The 24267-nt window shown below is 42.8% G+C and carries 21 protein-coding genes; 8 read left to right on the forward strand and 13 right to left on the reverse strand.

Translation table 11 applies throughout. The features are described from left to right. Window positions 1–42: 42 nt before the first annotated feature. Window positions 43–807, reverse strand: a complete 765-nt coding sequence (locus tag AM228_RS18690) for a class II aldolase/adducin family protein (protein WP_054468026.1) — start codon at window positions 805–807, stop codon at window positions 43–45. Between the two features lie 337 nt (window positions 808–1144). Between AM228_RS18690 and AM228_RS18695 the strand changes: the two genes are divergently transcribed. Both AM228_RS18695 and AM228_RS18700 read left to right on the forward strand, forming a co-directional pair. Next, the gene (locus tag AM228_RS18695; protein ID WP_054468028.1) at window positions 1145–1837 is read left to right on the forward strand and encodes a hypothetical protein; all 693 of its coding nucleotides are present in this window, start codon (window positions 1145–1147) and stop codon (window positions 1835–1837) included. A 492-nt stretch (window positions 1838–2329) separates the two neighbouring features. Further along, window positions 2330–4690: an NACHT domain-containing NTPase gene (locus AM228_RS18700; RefSeq protein ID WP_082348945.1), complete on the forward strand. Its 2361-nt coding sequence runs from the start codon at window positions 2330–2332 to the stop codon at window positions 4688–4690. 14 nt (window positions 4691–4704) lie between these two features. Here the strand turns inward: AM228_RS18700 and AM228_RS34360 are convergent, their stop codons facing one another. Both AM228_RS34360 and AM228_RS34365 read right to left on the reverse strand, forming a co-directional pair. Next, a complete protein-coding gene (locus AM228_RS34360) occupies window positions 4705–5268 on the reverse strand; it encodes a sensor histidine kinase (RefSeq protein WP_197285342.1) in 564 nt (187 codons plus the stop codon). Between the two features lie 114 nt (window positions 5269–5382). After that, window positions 5383–6609, reverse strand: a complete 1227-nt coding sequence (locus AM228_RS34365; protein WP_197285343.1) for an MASE3 domain-containing protein — start codon at window positions 6607–6609, stop codon at window positions 5383–5385. 223 nt (window positions 6610–6832) lie between these two features. On the opposite strand from AM228_RS34365, the gene AM228_RS18710 reads away from it, so the two are divergent. After that, the gene (locus AM228_RS18710; RefSeq protein WP_054468031.1) at window positions 6833–8353 is read left to right on the forward strand and encodes a hypothetical protein; all 1521 of its coding nucleotides are present in this window, start codon (window positions 6833–6835) and stop codon (window positions 8351–8353) included. Window positions 8354–8542: 189 nt separating this feature from the next. Here AM228_RS18710 and AM228_RS18715 read toward each other — a convergent pair whose 3' ends face one another. Next, window positions 8543–9538, reverse strand: coding sequence for a tetratricopeptide repeat protein (locus tag AM228_RS18715; protein ID WP_054468033.1), 996 nt, complete (start codon window positions 9536–9538; stop codon window positions 8543–8545). 966 nt (window positions 9539–10504) lie between these two features. On the opposite strand from AM228_RS18715, the gene AM228_RS18720 reads away from it, so the two are divergent. Beyond that, on the forward strand, window positions 10505–11218 hold the full coding sequence (locus AM228_RS18720) for a response regulator transcription factor (RefSeq protein WP_054468035.1): 714 nt from the start codon (window positions 10505–10507) through the stop codon (window positions 11216–11218). Between the two features lie 532 nt (window positions 11219–11750). On the opposite strand, the gene hemG is transcribed toward AM228_RS18720, so the two are convergent. Beyond that, window positions 11751–13223: a protoporphyrinogen oxidase gene (hemG, locus tag AM228_RS18725; RefSeq protein WP_054468037.1), complete on the reverse strand. Its 1473-nt coding sequence runs from the start codon at window positions 13221–13223 to the stop codon at window positions 11751–11753. A 136-nt stretch (window positions 13224–13359) separates the two neighbouring features. Further along, the gene (locus tag AM228_RS18730) at window positions 13360–13587 is read right to left on the reverse strand and encodes a DUF2811 domain-containing protein (protein ID WP_054468040.1); all 228 of its coding nucleotides are present in this window, start codon (window positions 13585–13587) and stop codon (window positions 13360–13362) included. A gap of 595 nt (window positions 13588–14182) precedes the next feature. Between AM228_RS18730 and AM228_RS33020 the strand changes: the two genes are divergently transcribed. Continuing rightward, the gene (locus tag AM228_RS33020; protein WP_156331892.1) at window positions 14183–14350 is read left to right on the forward strand and encodes a hypothetical protein; all 168 of its coding nucleotides are present in this window, start codon (window positions 14183–14185) and stop codon (window positions 14348–14350) included. Here AM228_RS33020 and AM228_RS18735 read toward each other — a convergent pair. Beyond that, window positions 14347–14934 carry a PAP/fibrillin family protein gene (locus AM228_RS18735; RefSeq protein WP_054468091.1) on the reverse strand — a complete coding sequence of 196 codons (588 nt, stop codon included), beginning with the start codon at window positions 14932–14934 and terminating at the stop codon, window positions 14347–14349. The genes AM228_RS33020 and AM228_RS18735 overlap by 4 nt on opposite strands. Window positions 14935–15139: 205 nt before the next feature. Here AM228_RS18735 and AM228_RS18740 point away from each other — a divergent pair, with 205 nt between their 5' ends. The 3 genes from AM228_RS18740 to AM228_RS18750 all read left to right on the forward strand — a co-directional run bounded on the left by AM228_RS18740 (window position 15140) and on the right by AM228_RS18750 (window position 17892). After that, a complete protein-coding gene (locus tag AM228_RS18740) occupies window positions 15140–15391 on the forward strand; it encodes a DUF3134 domain-containing protein (RefSeq protein ID WP_072160842.1) in 252 nt (83 codons plus the stop codon). A gap of 198 nt (window positions 15392–15589) precedes the next feature. After that, window positions 15590–16687 carry a phospho-N-acetylmuramoyl-pentapeptide-transferase gene (mraY, locus tag AM228_RS18745; protein ID WP_054468096.1) on the forward strand — a complete coding sequence of 366 codons (1098 nt, stop codon included), beginning with the start codon at window positions 15590–15592 and terminating at the stop codon, window positions 16685–16687. 209 nt (window positions 16688–16896) lie between these two features. Next, window positions 16897–17892 (forward strand): glycosyltransferase family 2 protein, encoded by a 996-nt coding sequence (locus tag AM228_RS18750; protein WP_054468042.1) that lies wholly within the window; start codon window positions 16897–16899, stop codon window positions 17890–17892. Here the strand turns inward: AM228_RS18750 and AM228_RS18755 are convergent. The 6 genes from AM228_RS18755 to AM228_RS18780 all read right to left on the reverse strand — a co-directional run bounded on the left by AM228_RS18755 (window position 17875) and on the right by AM228_RS18780 (window position 24103). Then, a complete protein-coding gene (locus AM228_RS18755) occupies window positions 17875–19044 on the reverse strand; it encodes an IscS subfamily cysteine desulfurase (protein ID WP_054468044.1) in 1170 nt (389 codons plus the stop codon). The genes AM228_RS18750 and AM228_RS18755 overlap by 18 nt on opposite strands. Before the next feature lie 83 nt (window positions 19045–19127). Continuing rightward, window positions 19128–19961: a leucine-rich repeat domain-containing protein gene (locus AM228_RS18760; protein ID WP_054468046.1), complete on the reverse strand. Its 834-nt coding sequence runs from the start codon at window positions 19959–19961 to the stop codon at window positions 19128–19130. 177 nt (window positions 19962–20138) lie between these two features. Further along, a complete protein-coding gene (locus AM228_RS18765) occupies window positions 20139–20393 on the reverse strand; it encodes a hypothetical protein (RefSeq protein WP_054468050.1) in 255 nt (84 codons plus the stop codon). A gap of 149 nt (window positions 20394–20542) precedes the next feature. After that, window positions 20543–21154, reverse strand: coding sequence for an FKBP-type peptidyl-prolyl cis-trans isomerase (locus tag AM228_RS18770; protein WP_054468052.1), 612 nt, complete (start codon window positions 21152–21154; stop codon window positions 20543–20545). Window positions 21155–21431: 277 nt separating this feature from the next. Then, entirely contained in the window at window positions 21432–21755 is a 324-nt protein-coding gene (locus tag AM228_RS18775; RefSeq protein WP_054468055.1) for a phasin family protein, read from the reverse strand. A gap of 254 nt (window positions 21756–22009) precedes the next feature. Beyond that, the gene (locus tag AM228_RS18780) at window positions 22010–24103 is read right to left on the reverse strand and encodes an ATP-binding protein (RefSeq protein WP_369817774.1); all 2094 of its coding nucleotides are present in this window, start codon (window positions 24101–24103) and stop codon (window positions 22010–22012) included. Between the last annotated feature and the right edge of the window lie 164 nt (window positions 24104–24267).

The raw sequence follows: 24267 nt of genomic DNA on the forward strand, positions 1-24267 counted from the left end.
CGATGGCGGCCCCAACCAACAATCAACAACCAACAAAAAATATCAATCCAATAAATCCGGCTGTTCCCGAACAATTTTTTCATAGAGGGACTGAAAGCCAAACCAGCCCATATAATGAGTGCCCACTTGACTAAAAGTTAAACGAGCCACTTCTGGAGAAATCAAGACAGGTTTACCCACTGCCTCGGCCATTAACTGAGCATGACAAGAACGCTCCATTGTAATAAACCACCAAGCCGCTTCATCCACAGAATGACCCACGGTCAGTAAGCCATGATTTCTTAAAATAATTGCTTTTTTTTCCCCTAAAGTTTTTGCCAGACGTTGACCTTCTTTCAGATCGAGAACCACTCCAGTATAGTCATCAAACAAGGCATGATCTTGATAGAAAGCACAAGCATCTTGAGTCAGGGGATCGAGTAAACGTCCCAAGGTTGACCAAGTTTTGCCATAGAGGGAATGGGAATGTGCAGCGGCAATTACATCAGGACGGGCTTGGTGAATTTGCGAGTGAATCGCAAATGCCGCCGCATTCACCAACTTATTACCATGAACTACCTCACCTTTGTGATTGACTAGCAATAAATTAGAAACGCGAATATGACCAAAATACATCCCGAATGGGTTGACCCAAAAATGATCCGTTAATTCCGGGTCACGGGCTGTAATATGTCCGGCGACTCCTTCATCAAATCCATAATGAGCAAACAGACGCAGGGCTGCGGCTAAACGTTGTTTTAGATGTAATCGCCGATCTTCAACGCGATCGCACGTCGGCGGTTGGGGTAGTCCGGGTTGAATAGACATCGCTTGTGAAGAAGTAAGTTGACAAAATTTACGATCTTAAGTTAGCGTATAAACTAATATTCTTTACAAAAGTTAACATATTATTTACCTATTGGTATGATTAGCGCCGAAATAGCGATCGCTTTTTCCAAGGATTAAACTGTCTGAATTAACTAACGCTATTACCATAATTCTATTGATAATTGTATTAATAATTCTATTAATGATATTGATTAAATTTTTAAAATTTAAAAATAGACTTTTTTTAAAATAAAAAGTGATTTGATCAAACCATAAATCTAAAGTGAAGTCGATTGTTTGCCCATATTTAGTTTTTAAAAATTAGTTAAAGACAGCCATGAAAGACCAATATAGTCAGTCAAACCACCGCCCGACACAGTTAAACTTATCTGGGTATAAAGCGTCCGAAAACATCCTCATATCTCCTTTTATTGAGGATAATGGCCGGTTAACTTATCGACCTGAGTGCAAATATCCAGATTTTTTTGCCCAGTCTACGTTTGAAATCGACCTGTTTGGCGATCGCGTCATTGTAGACCATTTCGTCCTCATGTTTTCCGACCAAGACTCCCTGAAAAACTATGGGAATGCTTTGGTAGATCGGGGAGCGAAAATCAGCGAAGGGCCGGGAAAATGGCCTGATGATTTTTGTGCAGAGGCCGAACCTTTTCCCCCTGAATTAGCCATGTATTTTCTCTCGGCGGTCTTTCCCTGTGGGGGAATCATCGTCTTACTAGCCCCGAATTCACCGGAGGATCAAAATCAGCAGTTTCTGAAACAGAGAGGGGTCAATGGAGTGCCTCATATCGCCATTCGGGTTGATGACATGGATCGAGCCGTGGAAAAATGGCGAAATAAAGGCTTTATTCCCTTATCAACTCACCCACAAAATGATGGATCTTTATGTCAGTGGTTTGTCAGAAATTGGGCGGGTCAGATTATTGAGCTAATCGATCGCCGGAACCATGGACAGGAAACTTTTTCCTGTGAGAATATTCGAGGCTTAAGACTGTCAGAAGTGCAAACATAAGTCTCAAAAAAATTTGCCTTCTTGTGGGCTCTGGTAAGTTTTTCTTTGTCACCCTTGCTCCGACTGCCCTCGGACTCCCCTCCGACTGCCCTCCGACTTAGCAAGAGTTGGCATTCACCATATTTCGCGAGATTGGGCAAAATTTAGATCGGATTTATAACGATTTGTAACGATTTGTTTTTTTTTGTAATTTTTGGCCAAAATGCTGAATAGAGTGAGAAAATTGCGCTCTTGCGATCGCCGACGGCATCTTCTCCCTAGATGACAACTTAGCGATGAAAAATGTAGGCTCCGGTTCAGATTAAAATGATTGGTAATAATTTAGTCTGTTTTTTTAAGCGCAATTCTGAAATTTTCCCTAGACCGATAATTTAAAGTCGCGATCAATTCAAAACGTCCAGCTAGAGATATCCCTGACAATTTGGGAAAATTAAAGTGATCATATTGGCATAAAAATAAAATCACGACCGAAACAATAATAGGAACCAAATTATGATGAAATTTCAGACATTAAAAACCTCACAAAAAGGAAATAAAAAAGCAAAAAAATCTTTTTTGCGTAAAGATTTTACCGAAATAAATCTCGCAGTTCAAATTGGATTTAATCATCGTGATTCTATCGAAAAATTTTTCCAAGGTAAATCTATTGAATCCTATATTTTTAAAGAAATTTGCTTACGCCTTGATTTAAAATGGCAAGAAATTGCCGAACTAGATGAGGAAGACCTAAGCAATTACAGCAATCGCATCAATAAGCTAGTTGAACAATTGAGAAAAATCGTCCATACAACCATTACAAAATTATGCGGTAAAACGCATTTTTTAGATTCTTCAAAATCCATCGGTTTGCATGAGCTTTACACTAAAGTTCATATTTTAGAGAAAAATCCGCGCCAACCCTCTTTAGACATGGCTGAATGTGCCCATAAATTGACCCTAGAAAACTTCGATTACTTCGGACTAGGGCATATATCTGAACCGAGAGTATTAGGATTAAAAGCCGTTGAGCGTTATCCCAAAGTCATGGTATTGGGAAAACCTGGATCGGGGAAAAGTACATTTTTAAAATATCTAGCAATGCAATGTAATGCGGGTCATTTTAATTCCCATCTAGTGCCGATTTTTATCCCAATGAAAGAGTTTGCTCAAGTACAAGAACGACTCAGCTTAATAGAATATATTACCCAGGTTTATGCTCCCAATACCGAGGCAGAAATAGAATTTATTCCGGCTCTAGAAGAACTGATGTCTCGTGGGCGAGTGATGATTTTATTGGATGGAATTGATGAAGTCCCAGAGACATCTCAGCAGCGAATCCTCAGACAACTTAGAGAGTTTACGGAAAAGTTTAGTTTGAATCAATTTGCGATCGCCTGCCGGATGGCACTGCCAGAATATGTTTTAGAAAATTTCATTCAAATTCAAGTTGCCGATTTAGACATTAAACAGATTGTTACCTTTATCCGCAAATGGTTTCACGCCAAAACCGACATAAATGTGGATTTTTTGATCGAGAAAATACGAGAAAATCCCGCCATTCAAACCTTAGCCAGGAATCCCCTACTCCTGACCCTCTTATGCTTAGTTTTTGAACAGACCGCAGAGTTTCCTGAGACTCAAATTCAATTGTATGAACAGGGAATGCAAATCCTCTTGAATCAATGGGATGAGGAAAAATCTTTAGCCGGGGACGAAATCTATCGCCACTTATCCTTAAAGACTAAACAAGATTTACTAGATAAAATAGCCCTGAGAATTTGTTTGTGGGGAGAATACTTTGTCCAAAAGTCAGATTTAGTTCAGTATATTCTGGAATCGATGAACCAGTTAACTGAACCAGAGACAAATCTAGAGACATCACCCAAAGATAGTGAGGCAATTTTAAAATCTATTGAAGTTCAACATGGATTATTGGTCGAAAGAACACCGGGCATTTACTCGTTTTATCATCCCACATTTCAACAGTATTTTACGGCAAGAGCGATTGTCAAGTCGCAACATCCTGAAAGTTTATTAGGATTGGTTAACTCGGTGACTCAACCGATTTGGCGAGAAGTGTTCTTACTGACGAATGAGATGATGACCAATAGCGATGAACTACTGCGATTAATGAAAATTAAAATCGATCGCCTCATCGCTAGAGATGAAAAACTACAGGCATTTTTGACCTGGGCTTATCAAAAATCTTTATCTGTCCCTAGTAGTTTTAAACCTGCCGCAGTTCGAGGGTTTTATTTAGCGCTATTTCCCCAACTCAACCAGAATCGAAGTGACCTTGACCTTGACCTTCGGCTCACTCTAGGGTGCGACCCTGGTTTTGATTTAGCGGTTGAACGGTTTCTGCACCTGGACTATCTTTTAGTTCTTACTTTAGCTCGCGCATTAGCCCCCACTTTAACTCGTGATTTAGCTTTGACCTTGGCTTATGTTCAAGCGCGTCTTCGAGTGTTAGCTTTTGATTTTGCCATCAATCCTGAATTTGAAAAGTCTTTGGCGAAGCTGAGACAAGACCTCACCCAGTCCGATGAACAGATTAAAAGCACAATGGAAGATTGGGATATTAATCCTCATGCTTGGACTGAGCGATTAAAAATGGCCAGAAAGTGGTGGCAAACAAATCGTCTCGCTTGGACTGATCGCTTAAAACAGGTGATGGCAGAATATCGCGATCTTGGCCATGATTGGCAGTTTACTTATCATCAAGAGCAATTACTGAAGCAATATTATTATGGCAATCAGTTATTGATTGATTGCTTAAACCGGGCGACTTACGTTTCCAGTGATTTGCGGCAAGAGATCGAAGCTACTTTGTTGTTACCGATCGCAGAAATTGAAACATGGACAACGGATTAACCCAGATCCTCCGTTTAGAGGCGATCGCCTCCGTCAGACTGGGAATAATGAATCGGGAAAGTCATCATAAATTCTGTGCCGATATCTGGATCGGACTGACAAGAAATCTGACCATGATGCTGTTGCATCACTTGATAAGCGATCGCCAATCCTAATCCGGTTCCCGAACCCACTGGCTTAGTGGTGAAAAAAGGATCAAACATATGCTGTTGAATTTCTATGGGAATCACCGGCCCATTATTTTTAACTCTTACCGTCACTAAGTCCGCTGAACTCATTTCGGTGCGAATCGTAATTTGTTTAGGTTCTAAACTGGGATCGGATTTTAATGCATCAATGGCATTATTGAGCAAATTAAACCACACTTGGTTGAGTTGGGCGGGATAACATTCCACTGGCATCAATTCACCATATTCTTTAATCACAGTGATTTTATTATCCAGTCGATTTTTTAAAATTAATAAAGTGCTTTCAATTCCTTGGTGTAAGTCCACCTCTTTTAATTCAGCTTCATCCAGCCGAGAAAAGTTTCGCAAAGAAATGACCAACTCTCGAATGCGATTGCTGCCATGTTTCATAGAAGTGATTAGCTGCGGTAAGTCTTCTTCAATAAATTCTAGTTCAATTTGCTCTAATTTGGCGGCAATATTTGGAGTTAATTCAGGATAATTTTCTTGATATAAATGAATTAACTATAGCAAAAATTTGGTATATTCTTCGGTATGAAATAAATTTCCATAAATAAAATTAATGGGATTGTTAATTTCATGGGCAATGCCGCCAACTAAATTTCCTAGGCTGGCCATTTTTTCTTTTTGAATTAACTTAATTTGCGCCAATTGTAATTCACCAAAAGCTTGATTTAAATCTTCGTTTTTGGTTTTTAACATTTCTTCAGAACGGCGGAGATTTTCCTCGACTCTTTTCCGATCATCAATTTCATTTAAGATTTTTTGATTTGTTTTCTTTAATTGATGATGGGTTTTTATATAATCGATGATTAATCCGGCTAAGGGAACTAGGTAAGCAATAATCTTTAAAAAGTGACCAATATTAAAATCATTATCAAACAAAGCCTTTGAACCAAAAGCCATGTGTATTTGAGTGGCGGCATTAGGAATGGTACTAACGCTCAAAGAATGAGCAAAAACACTGGGATACCTTTGGTAAAACTTTGGGTAAACCAGTAAACCGGCTAAAATAAACGTTATTAAAGGAGCCACATCCCAAGGTCTAGTAATCAAGGAATCAGGAAATATCGTTTCCGGCAGAGTATGACTGGTAGCACTAATTTTAATCATCTGATAGGCGATTAAACCAAAAATTAAGCTAGTGATAATGACTACGGTGATATTCCCCTGCCACTTTTCTGACTTAAAAAACAGAAAAATACTCACCCCAATGATAGTGAGTAAAGCGTTGAACATTCGGCAAATTGCCCAAGTAAAGGGAATTAGGTTATGATTATCCGCAGCCGCACTAATTAACCGATCTGCCGCTAATGTATGAAAAGCATCCATGATTCCGGCACATAATAGGGCTATACCAATGACCAGAGTGGTTGTCTCGCGCTTAATCGTAAAGTGGGCAAATGCTAAAATTGTGGTGAATATCGCTGCACAAAATGCACTCCACTCTAGGATGGTATGGGTAAAACTTCCGGCTAAAGTCTGATGGAGTTGATCGTCAAGAATACGAGGATCGAGATTAGCTGCTGCCGCAAAATCTAAGGCATATTGAGATGAGGCAAAATCTACCCCCAAGAGATTCATTAAGAATGGCAAAACGCAAATTAAGGAGACGATCGCAGTTAATTGGGGGGGTAGTTTAAAATTGCTTGATGATCGCTTGCCTATAAATTTTCCGGGATTCAATATCGGCATCGATTTAACCAGTTGTACTAAATTAATATTTTTCATTTGCTAAAATAATTTATCCAATAGATGTAATATTTTTATGCTCTAACCAAATAAATAAATCTCTATGTTAATCTGGGCTGAAAAAATTTACCAAATTCTCTTGATAAGCAGATTTTGATTGAACCCAGGCGCGGATTTTAATCATATTTTAATCATATTTTTTCGATTGATGCTATGCTGTTAGAGTAAATAAGCATTTTAGGATAACTAGGCTTTGGTGTAAATGTCAAGTTCTAACTCAAGTTTAAATTGGATTTACCAAAAATTTCGCGAACCGCTAGATCGCCTTGCATTTGTGTTGATCGGTATTTTAACGGTCTTGCTGATTGCTCTGCTGATCGCTGGCAACCAGACAGCCCCACGGGTCAGACATTTTAGCTGGCAGCAGCAACAAGTTGGTAGTGATGACCGAGCATTTATTTTGACATTTAGCCGTCCGATGAATCATGGCAGTGTTGAAGAAAATTTGCGAATTGACCCCTTGTTAACCGGAAAAATTAGCTGGGCGGGGAGAAGAATGGCTTATACTTTAACCCAACCAATTCCTTATGGTCAAAACTTTAAATTACAACTCCAAGCAGCCAGGGATTTATTTGCCAAACCAGGGGACATTGAGTCGTTAAGTGAACCGTTTATTGGTACTTTTTGTAGTCGCGATCGCGCTTTTGTCTATTTGGGAGCAAGTCCAGAAGAACAAGGCCAATTAGTTCTTTATAACCTAACCAAACAAGAAACCAGAATTTTAACCCCCAAAGACCTGGTAGTGATGGATTATAAAATCTATCCCCAGGGCGATCGCATTTTATTTTCCGCCCTTCCTCGATCAGAGGGCGGAAATGCTCGATCAAATGCCAGTATCTATCAGGTAAAAACAGGCATTTCCCTAGAGTGTTCTAGTCAAAACGATTCAACTACCCCCCCTAACAGTATTGAACTGCTCAAACCGGAACAAATCTTAGATAGCGATCAGTATCAAAATCTCCGGTTTGAGTTGTCAGCCGATGGCAAAACGATTCTAGTCAATCGGATTAACCTGCAAAATCCATCTGATTCGGGTCTGTGGATCATTCGAGAAGGAAGAAAACCACAGCCATTAGGGAATCAGCCCGGAGGCAATTTTTTATTCACCCCAGATAGCAAAACCGTGGCAATTTTACAGGGTCAAGGAGTGGCAATTTTACCCTTAGAGCCAAACAGTGAGCCGTTAGATTTTATCCCCAAGTTTGAAATGTTATTTGATTTTACTCGCGATGGTACAGCGGCAGCAATGGGAACTTTTAACCGAGATCCCAAAAAATCGACAAGATCGCTATTTTTCTTCACAAACCAAGGGGTAGAAACAGAACTTTTCCGCACCGAAGGCTCTATTTTAGATGCTAAATTTGACCCCACCAATCAAATTCTCTATTGCCTGATCACTAAGCTAATCGAAGAAGAAGAAGAATATCGGGAAGAACCATTAATTGCCGCCCTAAATATTGAAACTAAAAAACTCACACCCTTAGTGTTGCTACCCAATCAGCGCAATATACAAATGAGTTTGTCTCCCGATGGCCTCGGTTTGTTGTTTGATCAAGAAAGCCAAAATCGGAGTTCGGCTCCCACATCGGCAGATCCAACCCAGAGCAATAGTCGTTTGTGGCTCATCCCTTTAGATATTAATGCTTTAATCAAAGAAGATGTGCCACAAATTGAACCCCAACTCTTACCTTTTGTGGGGATTCGCCCTCAGTGGTTGCCCTGAATATCTCAGAAAAAGCGTCAGAAAAAGCGCTTTTGCAGAGGAGATGAATGTTGACGGCTAAGTCTCGATTCTCTCTCCTCTTTGATCGGCGCTTTGATCGGCGCTGGCTTGAAAGCTGTCCCTAACTTGAACCGTGACTTGAACCGTCACTTGAACCGTGACTCGATCAAGAATCAAGCAATCTGGGGTTTAACGATTGCGTAAGGCCGCAAGTCTTTGTCTCGCTTTCGTATGGTTAGGAGTAATTCTTAAGGCTTGATCGTAAGATTGCATCGCCTCTTCGTACTTTTCTAGTAATTCTAAGGCGACCCCTCGGTTATACCAAGCACTAGCAGGTCCTGTGTTGATTCCCCATTCCCCCTGACTGGCTAAGGCACGATCGTAAGCTTCAACGGCTTTTTCTAAATTAGTTTTCGCCCCTTCCGGGTTTTCTGCTTGCAAGAAACTGTTGCCTTGTTGCAAAAATGCCGTAGCCAGATTAAACCAAGCCAGGGCAAATTGATCGTTAAGTTTTGTGGCTTGTTCAAAAGCGGCGATCGCCTCATCCCGCTTGTCCAAAGACCAAAGCACTGAACCGAGGTTAATAGCGACATTGGCTTGATTAAATTGCCCCCAATTTTGATTGATTTCCAATGCCTTCTGGAAATCCGCTAAAGACTCTTCATATCTTTCCGCTTGTTTATAAATTAACCCCCGTGTAAATAAAGCCATAGAAGAATTGCCATTAATGTTCAAGGCTTGATTCACCGCCGCGATCGCCTGGTCGTACTGTTGCATCTCTTGTAAAACCCTACCACAGCCAATCCAAGCATCCGAGTTATTCCGATCGAGGGCGATCGCCCGGGCATAAGCGGTGAGGGCTTGGGGATATTGTTTGATCGTCAGTAAATATTGACCTTGACTGATCCAGGCGGAAACATTTTCACCGCCCTCACGGAGTAATTCTGGCTGATTAATCTCGGTCTGTGGCACACAAATTTCAGCCACTGTGGTGGCATCTGATGTCTCTGCTGAATTATTTTCTTCCGTGACAGTGGGGGTTTCTGGAGTAGAATTTTCTTGGGCGATCGCCTCATCTAAAGAAGCCGCCCTTCCGAGGGAATTCTCCACTGCCAAACCGGGAAAACCCCACGCGATCGTCAGCATCACCGCACTTAGACTTAAGCTTTTCCAATTTTTTGGCATCCGTTTAATCTCCCAAAATTATACGTTTTGCTTTACTTATCTTACCAATTTAATCATGGGATTATCGGAAAAACTATGGCGTTTCTGGCGGTTCCATAATTCGGATATTCCTCACCCAAGTCATTATTTATCGGAGTTGTTACTGCCGTCAACAGGGGATTCTTAGTACAAGAAACATGATTTGATTCTTCGACTCTTGCTAAATAATAATTATCAGACTTTTCGGAACTGAATATGTTTCTTGATTCATCCCCAGAGTCAAATTTTCACCCCTGAATAATCCTGAGACAAATCAAGCGATCGCATCCGCAGACGGATCGTGTTGATCCCCCCGCCAGCATTAACCCTAGACAGCTTTCGGTAATCATCGACTTTGCTCTACGGATCACCCTTGGTGCGTTACCGGGGCTGAATTCTGCTCAAACGTTCAGTCAGTATGTCGTGCAGCAAACAGGCACCCCACCGCTGGATCGATGGTGGGGCATGACGGACACCCTAGGATTTTTGGCAGTTAATTCACCGGATCATCGATCTCTGTGGCCATCCGAACTACTTTTTCCCTGGAGAAATATTAAATATCAACACAAATGTTATAAATTATTAAGATCAATCTACCGATTCAGAGCCGCACAAGTTGCTCCACAGAATTCTCGTGATTGGTGAACCTTCCGTAACTGTTCGAGCCTCAACCTCGGATATCCTGGTCTATATGGAGGCAAAAGGCACGGATGTATTGTATTGTAAAATATATTTACCGATATCTTATAAAATATTTTCGACTTTGGCCTTAACCTCTAAGTTGTCAACTTAGTTTGTACAATACTTAAGTATATGAAATCGGATTGCGATCAGCCTCACGCTGAAAAGCCAACCCCCGTTACTGACCCAGCGCCATGTATGATATGGATTCTGGTGTTAAGCTGACTGATTATATCTCCCCCAGTAAAAAGAGTAATCGTTGTAGCCATGGCTTCTGCCAACACACCTGCCAAAATTCTTGTTGTTGATGATGAACCCGCCATCCGGAATTTAATCCATCGCTTTTTAAGTAAAGAGTATCAGATGGAATCCGCCGAAGATGGTAACACCGCGATCGCTAAGTTTGAGTTATTGAATCCAGATTTAGTCATTCTGGATGTCAATTTGCCAGACACCACTGGCTATGAACTTTGTAAAGAAATGCAAAGTCGCACCAATGTCTTTGTCTTGATGTTAACCAGTCGAGGAGATGAAGCGGATAAAATCAAAGGGTTTTCCCTCGGTGCTGACGATTACATCACCAAGCCTTTTAGTTTGGTGGAATTAGGAGCCAGAGTCAAAGCGATTTTGAAGCGTCCGCGAATAGAAACATCCTCATCGATTTCCCAAAACTTAGAATTTGGTGAATTAAAGATTAATCCCGTCAAGCGGGAAGTCGCCCTTAGGGAGAAATTAGTGTCTTTTACAGCCCTAGAGTTTGATTTACTGCATTTTCTCGCCAGTCATCCCAATCGGGTTTGGCGACGCAGTGAACTGCTGCAAAAAGTCTGGCAATATGACTATGTAGGAGATCAACGGGTTGTGGACGTTCATATTGGCCAAATTCGGCGCAAGGTTGACCCGAATGGTTCCCGGATTAAAACAGTCCGGGGGGTGGGCTATAAATTTATCCCAGACGAATTGGGCGAGGAACAAGCTTAATTAGAAATGCAAGGGAATTAGGCGAAAAACCAGGGAAACTTACTCAAGTTTTAAAATTAAACATTGAAAAAAACTCGAGACACACAATGAATTTTTCTGGCCATAGAAATTTTAACCATAATTAACAATCTTTTGCCTAATATCTTTTGCCTAATATCTTTTGCCTAATATCTTTTGCCCAATATCTTTTGCCTAATATCTTTTGCCTAATATCTTTTGCCTAATATCTTTTGCCTAATATCTTTTGCCCAATATCTTTTGCCTAATATCTTTTGCCTAATATCTTTTAGTCAATATCTTTTGTTCAATACAATAGATAGTCATAGACAATTATGGCAAAATTATAAAAGGCAGAGTAGCCCTCGATCAGGGGGTTGGGGGAATCGAAACAGGTATTTTGTAAGAGGTCTAGTGAACATTGAACATTGAACATTGAACATTGAACATTGATAAAAATGTGCATAGGGAATGAATTTAAATTCATTCCCTATGATTTTTATTCGGTGAAAGCGGTGAAAGCAGGCGAAATTAATTAGCCTTGATCTAAATATTTCACCACGTCAGCGGCACATTCTTGGCCACGGCGAATACAGTCGCCTACGGCAACCCCATCCGTATAGTTGCCACATAAAAATAATCCAGGCCGTTGTTGCAAAGAGTGATGAATTTGTGCCAGGTTTTGATGATGGCCGAGGGGATATTGGGGAATTGCCCGCTTCCATAAATGCACCGCCAGGACTTTCGGTGGGATGTCCTGTTTGAGCAGGGTTTTTTGCAGATCTCTGTGTACGATTTGGACGATTTCTTCTTGGCTTAACTGAGCGATCGCCAGATCCGTGGTGCCACCGATAAAATTAAGCAATAAGCGCCATCCAGCGGGAGCGCGATTGGGAAATAAACTCGAAGACCAGATCGTACCCAAGGTGCGTATTCCTTGACCTCTGGGGATTAAGTTGCCAAAACCCGATGATACACTGGTTTTAAAGGCGCTTTCAGGATAGCCTAAGACCACGCAAGCGACCGCTGGATAAGGAATTTTGGCTAACCCTTGACTCGCCACTGGGCAAAGATTGGCTAACAAGTCAGCGGAGACATAGCTGGGGGTGGTCAGAACCATACTGCGAGTTTCAATTCTGGCTGGACCTTGGGGGGTGGAAAATTCGGCCAGATAAGTTTGGTGTTCTGTGGGTTTAATTTGGATTAAATGCCAGCCTAACTTGACTACATCGCCCAATTGAGCCGCGATCGCCTTGGGTAAAGCTTCCAGACCTTGACGAAATGAAGCTAATTCCCCGCGCTGGACTTTGGGCAGACTCGGATCCACCGTCTTTTTCGCTCTCCCATTTTTCGCTAAAGATAAAATCGCCCCAGCCGCCAGTCCACCGCCGATATCGGCCATTTTAGTGACTTTCCCAAAAGCGGCGCTGGCACTGAGTTGATTGGGATCTCCCGCATAGACTCCAGACACAAAGGGCTGTACCAGACGTTCCAAGACTTCCTGCCCCAGGTGACGACCAAAGAACTGGGCTACGGTTTCTTCATCCCCTTGGGCGGATAGGGTGGCACCGATAGCGGGAGGCACAAAACCCAAAGCCCCGGCGATCGCGCGTAACTTACCCCAATCGCTGAGTAACTTCGTCTGAAAAAATGCTGGCGGACTCATCGGCACTGGGATTAACTCTCCCTGTAAATAAACATACCGAGGAAGACGACGGTCAGCCAGCACCAACTCATCTTTTAATCCCACATCCACCGCCAACTTGAGAAACTCAGGGGTTGGTAAGCAACTATTGGGACCTTCTTCCCAGAGAAATCCGTCTTGCGATTGTGTAACAATGCGCCCCCCTACCCTTTCTTGACTTTCTGTCAATAAAATCTGCCCTGATTGGCGACCGCGCTTGCGGTCTTGCTGAAGTGCTTGGGCGAGACTAAGACCCGTAATCCCTGCACCGACGATTAAGGTATCAAGGGTAGTAGATGGATTGGCTAAATCGGTGGAATTCATCTTTGATGAGCAGTTAATAAGGATGAGCAGTTAATTTTTATCTTTAAGGATCTGTTTAAGGATCTTTTTAGATCATCAGATCATCGATTTTAGATGAAAACCTGCGCGTCCTCGGTGCTCAAAACAAAAATAATCTTTAAGTTTGATGTTCAAACAAAGTTTCCAGATAAACTCTGGCGGCATTGTGGTAGCAGCGCGATGCTTCAGGGGTTCCACTGTGGCTATTTTGCAGTAAAAATAGCGACAAAGCAGCGGCAAACAGCCGGTCTTGATCCCAATCAGGATGTGTTTCTAAGTATCCAGTTAGGGATTCGTGTAATGTTTCTGGAATTTCTGCCAGGATGCTAACGCATGGAGTTTTCATCTCTTTTCCTTCCGATTTTGGTGGTCAAGTGTCAGTGGTTGAGCCCGTTCTTGTTCACCATTCACTGCATCAACTGCATCATTGATGCTGGAGAGTAGCGGCTTGTCAGTTGACAAACATTACTTTTTATGGTTCTAGGTAGACGGGTGATTCCAGAGATAATTTTTGGGGTCAGTGGATACATTGTCTGCGATCGGGGGGTGGAATTGTCAATGATACAAACTGTTACAACTTGACGTTTTCCCCGGACTGCCCAACGAGAGAATCAGGGTTATCAGGCAATTTTTGTTACATAACTTCATAAATTTCGCCTGATTTTTCGTGGTGAGGTCAAGGAAACAGAAATCCCCAACTCAACGGCAATCTGAAACTTTCTCGCGGTGGCCTGTGGAAAAGCTTGTTTAATCTGTGGAAAACTGTGGTTATGTTGTGGAAACTCATGTGGAATCTTTGGGGAAAACTTGGCCGAAAAGATAAGAATTACAAATTTTATTTTCAGGCTGATTAGCTTATCTTTATATATGATCCGTAATCAAGAATTGGTAAACTGACGATCAAAAATATTGCAGAACCGTAATGAACCCTCGCGGCAGTCTTGACTTACCCCAAAACCTGTCTCTATATCTGCGTGGGGCAATCGAGCGATCGCCCCACCAGTATCGGTTTGATGGCTAACTTGATGGCTAAAATTTGCCTAATTAGGTTGGGCATGACTGCCGTCACCTTCAAGGCTGTTAACGACCAGAAAAAATTAATCGGTTAAACTTTGGTTAAAACAAAGACATTTCCCTCGTTCCCCCGTCCGATGCGGAGGTCTCGATCTAAATAGGTGATTTCCACCCAACCTTGACGGGTAGAATTAATCTGAAAATCAATGGCTTTATATTTATAGCTTTGACCAGCGGCGATCTCGTCAATTAATTGCGCCGGTGACTGATAACCAATCAAACCCTGAAACCCAGTAATGTTGCGTTCAAATTTGACCTGAACCCGCGTGGAAGATTCCGGCGTAAATCGAGCGCTGACACAGACGATCGCCGCTAGGTAGGGCAAGCCATCGAGTTCGGCAATATTGTAAATTTTGGCCTCTTTGCTGCGGACACATTGATAAATATTGCCCAATTTGGCTAAAGGCAAACGGTCAATATTTAACAGTTCCCGACTGGTGGTGTAAACCAGTCGCCAATCCCCGTCAAGAAGATCCAGTCGTTGCACAGGTCGGGGGTGGGGATTGCTTAACTCTAACTGGGAAATCGCCGTTTGGATGGCTTCTTTTTGAGCGGTCGTCGCTTGTAAACCCCGATTTTTATCGGCGATCGCCTCTAACAAGGCTCGTTTGCGACTCATCAGCATCTCTAAATTAACCTGTACCATTTGTTTTCATGGGAATAACTGAATGGGTGAAAGTCGGATTGTTTTGGCAATCTCCGCTATCATAATCCATGATAGTTGAAATCCCTATCGGGATTTACCATAGACAACTCCCACTGCCTCCCAAGGGCTGATGGTTGTCTCCAATTCACCCCTTTAGTTATTAGTATTAGGCCTTAAGATGTCTGAGCTATCTGAAATCCGTAACCCTTCTCTGACTGAAAAACCGCGCTATGAAATCGCGGATGTCATTCCTTTGCAGTATGAAACTTCCATCCTAGAATGGCTGGAAAGAAGTGGTCGAATGCTTGATAGAACCAACGACAATGATGAGCTACTGCTCGACTCCGAAGAAGAAATTGCTGAACTGATTGAAAATGACGGTAAATACGATGATGATGACGATGATGACCTCCTGGTAGATGATGATTAAGCCATCATCAACGATTCGCCGTCAGCTTTTGCCTTTGAGCTTTCATTTGTCATTAGCTGAAGAGGATTAGCTTTCAGCTAATCGCTCTCGTGTTAATCGCTTTCGGTGCGATCGCCCTATAGCTGGTTTATCGGTTATTTCTTTGACCGATGCGATCGCCATATACCGATGAAATTGTGAGGAGTGACTTCAAAACCTGTGAACGCTAAATTCTTATCCATTAAATCACTGGGACTCTCTGGAACCTATTTGTTCCTGATACTGACCCTAAGTTTGAGTATCGCTGCCCTGATATTAGATAGAACTGGGGGTAGAATACCTTCGAATCTGCAATTCTCTCTCACCTTACCCCTCCTGGTTAGTGCTTTGTTGACCGCAGTTTTAGGCTATTGGGTTGTGCCATTACTGCGCCAACTCAAAGCTGGGCAAGTGATTCGTGAAGATGGCCCACAAACACATTTAAAAAAAGGTGGCACGCCGACCATGGGAGGCGTGTTTTTTATTCCCGTCGGCGCACTGGTTGCCGTGGTGTTGTCAGGGTTTTCTCCCCTCGTCCTGGGCGTGGCAGTCTTAACCTTGGGTTATGGGGCGATCGGCTGGTTGGATGACTGGCAAATTCTGCTGAAAAAGTCCAACAAAGGTATTTCCCCCCGGATGAAACTGGGATTACAAATTGCCTTAGCGGTAATGTTTTGTTTATGGTTGGCGGTAACTCAACCAGCCAGTCTGACCAATATCGCCCTGCCTTTTGGCCAAGTTCTGCGCTTAGGTTGGTTATTTTGGCCTTTGGCCGCATTTGTCCTAGCCGCTGAAAGTAATTCCACTAACTTGACCGATGGGTTGGATGGACTAATGGCCGGAACTGGGGCGATCGCCTTCTTTGGTTTGGGGGTAGTGGTCGCACCCAATTTTCCTGATTTAATGGTCTTTTGTGCCGCCATGAGTGGCAGTTGCCTGGGTTTCTTGCTATACAACCGCAACCCAGCCCAAGTATTTATGGGTGACACAGGTTCTCTTGCCCTCGGCGGCGCCTTGGCAGGGGTGGCACTGCTCAGTAATACCCTTTGGTCTTTATTTTTAATTAGCGGCATTTTCTTTGTCGAAGCCCTCTCAGTGATCGCCCAAGTTGGCTATTATAAAGCCACAAAAGGCCCCGATGGAGTGGGTAAACGTCTCTTGAAAATGGCTCCGATTCACCATCATTTAGAACTCAGTGGTTGGTCAGAAATTCAAGTAGTCGGCATCTTTTATTTGATCAATGCGCTGCTAGTCTTTCTCAGTCTGGTGATTCGTTAATTACCATAAGTACCATTCGCTTTCAGCTTTCAGCTTTTAGCTTTGAGCTTTCAGTGTTTAGCTGACGGCTCATCCCTTAAGGCTGAATGCTAAGAGCGATTAGACCGTTTGATCTGTCACCCCAGATATCGCCAACCGATAAATAAAATATCCTAAAATATACTAAAATATATACTAAAATATACTAAAATATACATAAAAAATTTTTTATGACTGAAACTGTGATTCAAGCCTCCGAAAATTCCCATTTTTTTCCTCCAGTTTCCGTCGTTGTGCCAATTTATAATGGGGAAAAAGATTTACCGGATTTATTAGAGTGTCTGCGGCGGCAAACTTATCCCAGGCAACAAGTAGAATACTTACTCGTTGATAATAATAGCCGCGATCGCACCGGGGAAATTTTGGCAACTGCCGCCGCATCCTGCCAAGCAGATCCATCGTCAATTAAGCTTTATGCCTTAAATCAAAATCACATCCAAAGTTCCTATGCTGCCCGGAATACAGGCATTCAAGCAGCTACAGGCCAAATCATCGCCTTTACCGATGCCGACTGTCGGCCAAAACCTGACTGGCTGGCTAATTTAATTCAACCATTTATTGCCGAAAACGTGGGAATTGTCGCCGGAGAAATTGTTGCCTTATCCGGCAAAACTCTCCTGGAAAAATACGCCGATATCCAAGAAACTTTATCCCAAAAACATACCCTAGATCATTCCTTTTGTCCTTATGGACAAACCGCAAATTTAGCCATTCGCCGTTGGATATTTTCAGAAATCGGCTTATTTCGGCCTTACCTCACTACTGGGGGAGATGCCGATATTTGTTGGCGGATTTTAAGAGGAACTAATTGGCAGATAAAATTTGCCCCCTTAGCTTTAGTTGAACATCGTCACCGTTCAACGTTGCGCCAACTAAAAAGTCAGTGGCGGCGGTACGGAGAATCTAATCGTTACTTGCACGAAATTCACGGGGTTGAGTTAATGCGTGAACTGACTCCCCGTGAATCGATTTATCGTCTGAGTCGGTGGTTATTAAAAGAATTGCCGATCGCTACCGGGAAAACCTTATTGGGAAAAAATACCCTGGTGGATTTGCTGAAAACTCCCATTGATTTAATCTGTTGGCAAGCGCGAACGGAGGGACAAAGAGCATCAAAGTTATCCGATGAAGCTTTGATCGTCCCTGATTTATTTGTTTCTGAATAGGACTTTGCGTAAAGCGGTAATAGTGGCGATCGCCGCTTCAGCCACGCGATCGATTTCTTCCGGGGTATTAAACCGACCAATGCCAAATCGGATCGAAGCATAAGCTAATGATTCAGAATGTCCCAGGGCTTTTAACACATGAGATGGGGCAACTTTTGCGGAAGTACAAGCGGAACCGGAAGACACTGCCACTACAGGTTGCAACCCCAACAATAAGGCTGCCCCATCAACCCCTTCCACACTAATATTTAGATTGCCCGGAAGTCGTTCTGTGGGATGTCCATTCAGACAAACTCCATCCAAAGTTGATAATTTAGCCCAGAGGCGATCGCGCAATTTAACTAACCGTTTGCTTTCCGATTTCATTTCCCCAATTCCCAACTCCACCGCTTTAGCAAATCCGACAATTTGCGGCGTATTTAAAGTACCCGATCTCAGACCCCGTTCATGTCCGCCACCGTGCAATTGTGGCGCTAATTTCACCCTCGGATTCCGGCGACGGACATACAGCGCCCCAATGCCTTTTGGCCCATAAACTTTATGGGCAGTTAAGGACATTAAATGGATATTCATGTTCTGCACATCCAGGGGAATTTTGCCAATGGCTTGGGCTGCATCCGTATGAAATAAAACATCTCGCGATCCACACATTTCCCCAATTTTTGCTAACGGTTGTAACACCCCAATTTCATTATTAGCCGCCATCACAGATACGAGAATAGTATCCGGGCGAAAAGCCGCTTCAAGTTCTCCTAAATCAATTAATCCATCGGGTTTCACGGGCAAATAAGTAACTTTAAATCCCAGGGTTTCCAGATACTTACAAGGGTCGAGTACCGCATTATGTTCGGTTTGCACCGTAATAATATGTTTGCCTTTCTGAAAATATGCCTCAGCCACCCCTTTAATGGCCAAATTATTAGATTCCGTTGCCCCACTGGTAAAAATAATTTCCTCTGGGGCAGCTTTGATAGCTTTCGCGATAGTTTCTCGCGCTTGTTTTACCGCTGCTTCTGACTCCCAACCATATTGATGATTATTACTAGCCGCATTGCCAAAATGTTCGGTAAAATATGGCAACATCGCCTGAACGACGCGATCGTCTACCGGAGTCGTGGAGTGACAGTCAAGATAGATGGGTTTATGAGTCATAGTGATTAAAAACAGATAGGAAAAGACAGAGGAAAAACTGTGGATTGATGCGATCGCGTTTCGACTTGAAAGTCACAAAAATATTAACGCGCAGATTCACAAGCCGAGCGAATTATTTCCGGTAAAGAGGCAGCACAGCTTGTTAAAGGGTTATTTCCCAAGGTCAACCAGGAAATATTGGTTAAATTGGCCAACGGTTCAAGATTACTGATTTGATTATCATCTAATTGCAACTCGGTGAGTTCGGTTAAATTGGCCAACGGTTCTAAATTACTGATTTGATTAGTTGACAAATACAACTCATAGAGATTGGTTAAATTGGCCAAAGGCTCAAGATTACTGATTTGATTTATCTGCAAGGACAACCAGGAAAGATTGGTTAAATTCGCCAACGGTTCGATATCGCTGATTTGATTATTCGCCAAAGCTAATAAGGAGAGATTGGTTAAATTCGCCAACGGTTCGATATCGCTGATTTGATTGATATCCAAGGACAACCAGGAGAGATTGGTTAAATTCGCCAACGGTTCGATATCGCTGATTTGATTATTCCCCAAATACAACTCGGTGAGATTGCTTAAATCACCTAAAGGTTGGATATTTTTAATCTCAGATCCCGATATGTCAAGGGTGGTTAACATAAATAATTTTGCCGATGCTTCTGCACAATCTTGGGTTTCCATTTTCGTTAATAGAACTTCAATGGTATGCTGCTCATCGGCTGCTAGGGTTTCCCTAGAAAGACATCTTTGGGTAAATTTTTCATAAGCGTTAATCACCTGATTTTGGCTATATAAATGCTCATTTATACTCAAATTAATTGACTCTTGAGACTGGGCAATATTGTTTGATATAACTAAAATTTCTAAGATAAATAATCTCGTAATAAAGCGAATTAATTTAAGGTTTTTTATCATAAATTTACCGGAAATTAACTATAGCGTTGTTCATTAGGTTAAGGTACATAATTTATTTTACTTTATGACCTACTTTATGACCGCATTCGCGGAAATGATATCGTTGCTCTTTAGACCTGAATAAGTTGAAAAAGCTACCGAGTAAGGACAAGCATTCGGGGAATTAATGGTCGGTTTTTACCCAGAGATTTTTAGCCCGAATGCTTCGCCCCTAAAAACGACCTTGAATGCTGATTTATACGGTTTTTTCCAGATGTTAACAGTTCCTTGCTCCTCGCCATTGACTAAATAGCCGTTACTGAAGGCAACCGATCGCACCTCATGGCGGGGTCTGGACGGGGATTCACTGCGCCTGCGCCCGTGCAGACCGCCATCGGTTAGGCCGGGGGGAAGCTCTACAATTCCCAGCAGGGCAGTGCCGTTGTCAATCATTATTATCACAAATCACCAGTGAACCAGTTATGTTTAGCGCAAAAAAACCGGCCTCCTCAAGAAACCGGGTTTGTTTCACACAATGACTAGCAAAGAGCGATAATCTCAAATAGCGATAATCTCAAACCCCCGCAGAGGCGGGGGCAGGCTTAGTTAGCAATTCTGATTAATTCTACATCAAAAATTAAAGTGGCATTGGGCGGAATCACTCCACCGGCGCCACGCGCCCCATATCCTAAGTCTGCGGGAATAATCAGTTGACGACGACCGCCAACTTTCATACTGCCAACACCTTCATCCCAGCCTTTGATCACTTGACCGATACCAATTTTGAACTGGAAAGGCTGACCGCGATCGCGTGAACTGTCAAACTTGGTGCCATCTTCGAGGGTGCCGGTGTAGTGAACTACCACGGTGTTACCCCGTTGGGGAGTCGCACCAGTTCCCGGTTCAATATCAATATACTTGAGGCCAGAGTCAGTGGTAATCACGTTTTTTGAACTATCCATTTCTGTTGTGTTAGCGCTGGCTATTAAGGTTTGTTTTTTCGACTGATTGGGATCCGCGCTGTCAATCAGCGCTTGTAAACTGGTTTTTTGGGGACGAGAAGCAATGCTCGTGACTTCTGTCACCGGGTTTGGGGATTGTTCAGTCTTCAGTTCCCCTGCGATCGCCTCTTGACCTTTATTGGTCAGTTGGGAGATCGCCAGTACCAAAAAGCAGGCCAACATCACGCCTAGGCTGATTAAAATTTCTCGCAAAATTACTCCTCCTTTTATCGGTCGCAATATCTTTGTCAGGGCAAAGCATATAGCCTACGGCATGGCGAAAGCTTACCGCGCTGAAATTTTATTGGATAATCCTCAAGATTGTTACGCGAATGCTTTGCCCCTACAATTTGGTTCTAAGGTACATTGGCTTTCATCCTCACTTTAAACCTAAAGGGTCACAGGAAAAAAAGAAAAACTGCGAAAAAATCCTCTGATGATTTTGGCCGTGCCATTGTTTTAAGTAATTTTTTGCCCCATGTGGCCGATATTAACGCCAATGCCGATTTTCTAAATCTCGGATCTGTCGTTCCAGGCGATCCAGCCGTCCCCGTAGTTCATCCATCTCCGCTTGACGCGGCACCCCAATATCCTGCATTAAATTGCGGATTTGCCGTTCCATCTGGGCTTCAAAATTACCTTGTTCAGATTTGATATTCTGCATCAAATCGTCTACAAAATGCTGCGCTTGATCTGGATTGATTTTGCCATCTTGAACCCACTGATCGCTAACTTCTTTGAGTTTTTCTGCGACCAGGGAGGTGGTGCCAATGCCGATCATCAGCAGTTGTTTGATCAAATTATTATTATCCATTCGCTATCATCCTCTAAATTAGTCAAAAATAAGGGTTTTTGAATTACTCAACCATGTCCCTTGCTCTGTTTGTGCAATATCAGATGCATTCAGGGATTCATTATTGGTGAACTATGGCTGAATCTTGAACGCGATCGCTATCTCTATTCTGCCATAGAGAATTCATCCACGATGAATGCCTGGGGATCCTATCCTTTGCCTCCAGTGGTCTAAATTGTTTTACACTCTGGGGAAACAGGTAATCCGGTGAATATTTAAATTTTCTGGCTAATTTTTTCGGGAGAAGCGATCGCCGCATCCACCGTTTCCTGATGGAAAATCGGCTGAAAATTCTCTGGCTTTGACGGATTCATTTCTTCCTCAAACACGGCCAGATCAAACCAAAAAGTTGTCCCCACCCCCACCTCACTAATTAAATTAATTTTACTATGGTGCTTGTCCATAATATTCTTCACAATGGACAAACCCAGACCCGTTCCTTCCAAAGTATGTACCCGATTTTCCACCCGGAAAAAGCGGTCAAAAATTGCCTCTTGGTCTTCCGGATCAATGCCGATCCCCGTATCGGAAATCTCAATCCGCACCACTTTTTTTGTTTCTTGAATTTCGGCAGTTTTGTCCGTTGACCAAGAAAAACGAATAGTCGCCTGGGGCTCTTCGAGGACATAAGCCCGAATCATCACCCGTCCCCCAGAAGTGGTGAACTTCAAGGAATTGCCCACTAAATTGGCGAAAACTTGCAGCAATAAATCATAATTTCCCACCACTGGGGGCAAATTGGGAGCAATTTCTTGGCCGAGTTGAATACCTTTATCTTTGGCATTCAACTGATAAGTCCGCAGCGTTTGTTCAATATTCTGCGCCAAATCAATTCCTTCAAAGTTATAGATTCGAGCGGATTCTAATCGAGAAAGATCCAAAACATCATTAACTAATCGAGTCAGGCGATCGGTTTCATTATTGGCAGTTTCTAAGAACTCACGCCGCTCGGTTGCGGTGAGTTCTTCCCCATAATCATGCAAAGTTTCAATAAACGATTTAATATTAAAAAGTGGGGTTCTGAGTTCATGGGAAACATTGCTAATAAATTGACTTTTCGCTTCGTTGAGTTCCACCTCACGAGTAATATCTTGAATCGTCATGGCAATGCCTTTGAGACTATCACGATAGTAATGAGGTCCAATATTACATTTGAACGAGTCTTGATAGAGGGTACATTCCGTGGCGGTCGGTCGTTGGGAAGAGGTACAAGTATTTTCCTGATGGTAAGTACAGGTTTGACACAAAGGTTCATCTCCAGGGGCTTTGTGGAGTAATACGGTGGTCAGCAGAATGCGGACACTGCGTCGCGTGGGTTCTGTGAGGCTGATTCTAAATTCCGCCCCTTCGCGATCGCCAGCCGCAATTTCATACAAAGGTCGCGTCAGTTTTACCGTCACTGCCGAAGGTAAACAATGCAGGACATTTTCGCCGATGATATTGCTGCCTTGCCAGCCAAAAAATACTCTTGCTCTGGGATTAACTAAGACAACCTGTAAATTAGTATCAATTAGCACTGCCCCATCAGCGATCGTGGAAACCAGGGTTTCTAGCTTGGCTTTTTCTGCGGTCATCTCCTCGATATTTTGGGCTTCGTACTTTTCCAACCGTTCGGCCATCTCATTAAAGCTAAAAATTAATTCACCCAGTTCTCCACCAAAAGGCAAATCAATCCGCTGCTTAAAATTACCGGCGGCAATATTTTTCACCCCCAGCAATAACTCTTTAATCGGTTTAGTAATATTTAGGGCATTAAACACCGCCCCCAAAATCACCATCACCCAAATCGAGACAAACACAGCAATTGTCACATCCCTGGTCAAATGAGAGGAAGCCACCACCGTAGGATTGGGGTTAATCCCGATCGCCAATACTCCTAGATATTGCTCATCATGGATCAACGGCACAAAAACATCGGTCACTTCTCCGGCTGGAGTCTGGTGTTGGCGTACCATTGGCAAATCAGAATTGGTGGCAAAGCCTTCCGGTAACTGAATTCGCCGTTGCAGCATCAGGGAATTTTGCACCTGTGATTCTGAGAAAGGAATTCCCAAGAATATTTGTCCTTGAGGGTCGGCATACAGCATATAACGCACGCTGGTAGTGCTGCTGTAAAAACGGTGGGAAAAGCGGGCCACCTCTGTCTCGTTGTGTTCCGCAATCAAGGGCGCCACATTACTTGCCAACAATAAACCCAGATCCCGACCAAAGCGGGTATCATTCATCCTGGCATCATCTTGGATCGTATTGACAGCCCAAAATGTCAGGCCACTCATAATTAAAGAAACCACCAAGGTGGCAGCAGCCATTAGTTTGGTCTGGAGGGTGAACTCAGACCACCAGCTTGTAATAATTTGTTTGATCTGTGTGAGTAGAGCCACCAAGCTTAATCCTACCCCGTGCAAGGAGATGACGAGTATTCAATAGTCATTTGGATGGTAACAGATCGTCTAGTTATTGAACCAGCAAAATT

The sequence above is a fragment of the Planktothricoides sp. SR001 genome (assembly GCF_001276715.1).
In the GTDB taxonomy this organism is placed as follows: Bacteria; Cyanobacteriota; Cyanobacteriia; order Cyanobacteriales; family Laspinemataceae; genus Planktothricoides; species Planktothricoides raciborskii.

Coding starts and splice junctions, on each gene's coding strand:
- AM228_RS18690 (WP_054468026.1), bottom strand. CDS start 807: ATGTCTATTCAACCCGGACTACCCCAACCGCCGACGTGCGATCGCGTT.
- AM228_RS18695 (WP_054468028.1), top strand. CDS start 1,145: ATGAAAGACCAATATAGTCAGTCAAACCACCGCCCGACACAGTTAAAC.
- AM228_RS18700 (WP_082348945.1), top strand. CDS start 2,330: ATGATGAAATTTCAGACATTAAAAACCTCACAAAAAGGAAATAAAAAA.
- AM228_RS34360 (WP_197285342.1), bottom strand. CDS start 5,268: ATGAAACATGGCAGCAATCGCATTCGAGAGTTGGTCATTTCTTTGCGA.
- AM228_RS34365 (WP_197285343.1), bottom strand. CDS start 6,609: ATGAAAAATATTAATTTAGTACAACTGGTTAAATCGATGCCGATATTG.
- AM228_RS18710 (WP_054468031.1), top strand. CDS start 6,833: ATGTCAAGTTCTAACTCAAGTTTAAATTGGATTTACCAAAAATTTCGC.
- AM228_RS18715 (WP_054468033.1), bottom strand. CDS start 9,538: ATGCCAAAAAATTGGAAAAGCTTAAGTCTAAGTGCGGTGATGCTGACG.
- AM228_RS18720 (WP_054468035.1), top strand. CDS start 10,505: ATGGCTTCTGCCAACACACCTGCCAAAATTCTTGTTGTTGATGATGAA.
- hemG (WP_054468037.1), bottom strand. CDS start 13,223: ATGAATTCCACCGATTTAGCCAATCCATCTACTACCCTTGATACCTTA.
- AM228_RS18730 (WP_054468040.1), bottom strand. CDS start 13,587: ATGAAAACTCCATGCGTTAGCATCCTGGCAGAAATTCCAGAAACATTA.
- AM228_RS18735 (WP_054468091.1), bottom strand. CDS start 14,934: ATGAGTCGCAAACGAGCCTTGTTAGAGGCGATCGCCGATAAAAATCGG.
- AM228_RS18740 (WP_072160842.1), top strand. CDS start 15,140: ATGTCTGAGCTATCTGAAATCCGTAACCCTTCTCTGACTGAAAAACCG.
- AM228_RS18750 (WP_054468042.1), top strand. CDS start 16,897: ATGACTGAAACTGTGATTCAAGCCTCCGAAAATTCCCATTTTTTTCCT.
- AM228_RS18755 (WP_054468044.1), bottom strand. CDS start 19,044: ATGACTCATAAACCCATCTATCTTGACTGTCACTCCACGACTCCGGTA.
- AM228_RS18760 (WP_054468046.1), bottom strand. CDS start 19,961: ATGATAAAAAACCTTAAATTAATTCGCTTTATTACGAGATTATTTATC.
- AM228_RS18765 (WP_054468050.1), bottom strand. CDS start 20,393: ATGATTGACAACGGCACTGCCCTGCTGGGAATTGTAGAGCTTCCCCCC.
- AM228_RS18775 (WP_054468055.1), bottom strand. CDS start 21,755: ATGGATAATAATAATTTGATCAAACAACTGCTGATGATCGGCATTGGC.
- AM228_RS18780 (WP_369817774.1), bottom strand. CDS start 24,103: ATGGCTGCTGCCACCTTGGTGGTTTCTTTAATTATGAGTGGCCTGACA.